This is a genomic window from Polynucleobacter sp. 35-46-11 (genome assembly GCF_002281105.1).
Genome location: NZ_NCFJ01000596.1, coordinates 1 through 1451, shown reverse-complemented (window position 1 = coordinate 1451; position 1451 = coordinate 1). Strand labels below are relative to the sequence as shown.

The 1451-nt window shown below is 41.6% G+C and carries 2 protein-coding genes; both read right to left on the bottom strand.

Annotated features, from left to right (window positions below; genetic code table 11):
- A partial coding sequence (locus B7Y67_RS17970) for a CoA transferase (protein ID WP_293599801.1) occupies nucleotides 1–90 on the bottom strand: 90 nt, incomplete at its 3' end.
- Nucleotides 91–356: 266 nt separating this feature from the next.
- A complete protein-coding gene (locus tag B7Y67_RS17965) occupies nucleotides 357–1157 on the bottom strand; it encodes a hypothetical protein (RefSeq protein WP_293599800.1) in 801 nt (266 codons plus the stop codon).
- Nucleotides 1158–1451: the final 294 nt, after the last annotated feature.

The window sequence follows — 1451 nt, the reverse complement described above, 5'->3', positions numbered from 1 at the left end:
AGCACCAAAGTCGGCTAAGGTCTTTGCAGCGAATGGGCCAGCAATCAACTGCCCCATTTCAATCACTTTTAAATTACTTAATGGCTCCATAAATCTCTCTAATTAATGATTTACTCTAAAGATAGGCCTTTTTATCCCACTTGAGAATGCTATCAGGCATTCTAACCTTCTCATGTTGCAAAGGCTTGGCTAGAAGAATACAAATCAATTCCACCAGAATCGACTTTCTAGACTCAAATTCAGCATTAGAAAGATGTCATTGATATCGTGATAATGTGAGCAGCCTGCAAAATACCTTATACCAATTTCAAGGCTTTGAAGAGTTTAGCAATCAATGAAAAAGAGAATTTTGATAACTAGAATTTAAATGTCACAGCCACTTGAGGCCCTTGCATCGTCGTTTTCTGTAAAACACCGCCAGCTTTCATGTCGTAATAAAGAGCGCGGTAAGTCAGGGAGGCATCAATCAGATTGTTGAATGTTTTACCAATTCCTGCCATAGCTTGCCAAGTCAGATTAGTCGTTCCCCTACCACTTCCAATATCGCCATAAAAAGGGATATACCAAGATGAGCCTGCAATCCGATAGCGCCCTTTTGCACCGACAATAGGATCTACTGTAGAGGTAGTCTTTGAGATAGATGCCTTTTCTGGCATACCTACTACATAGGCATTCAAAGTTGCCGTGACATAAATAGCACGCGCTCCGAGTAATGCATCAACATAGGCATCTTTACTGTCTGCAAGTGTATAGGTAGCAGCGCCAGTCAGGACTGTCTGTTGCAGGGTAATTTTGTCACCTACCGTCAGCGGCGCTCCTGCAGGTGTCACAACGGGCACTGATCCTGATTTTTGTAATGTTGCTGAAATTAAGTCGCCCATGACACCCCACTTACCTTTGTGGGCTTCAGCAGAAATCATGCCGCCTGATTTAAGGTTGCTAATGACATTGCTTGAACTGTAGTCAGCTGATTTAGCAAGACCATTATCCAAATCCATAGTGCCATTAATACCAGTCGCCCACAGATAAGGAGTTACTTCAAAACGCCATTCGCTTGATATCTGCGGAATTGGCGAGGCGTCTTGAGCAAACGCAAAACCAGCGCTTGAGAGAGATATGGCGGTTCCAGCCAATGCCTTAAATAGACTCTTCTTCATCGGTAATCCATGTAGTGAACGTAAATACAAATTGATTCGTAATGGGTGATTCTAAAGAGGATTGTCTGGAAAATATGATTTATCTAATAAATCGATCAATATGGTCAATATTATTAGTTTGACCAAATGAGACATTCAGCCCACACTGACCCCAAGGGCATTAATAACGCAAGATAAAAACTAAGCTGGAGGTCAGAAATGATCAAAGCAATTCAAGCATCAAACCCAATAAGACTTGTGATAGGGTTAGTCATTAATCTATCTGGTCTTGCTATTGGCGTAAGCCAATATTTA

Coding starts and splice junctions, on each gene's coding strand:
- B7Y67_RS17965 (WP_293599800.1), bottom strand. CDS start 1,157: ATGAAGAAGAGTCTATTTAAGGCATTGGCTGGAACCGCCATATCTCTC.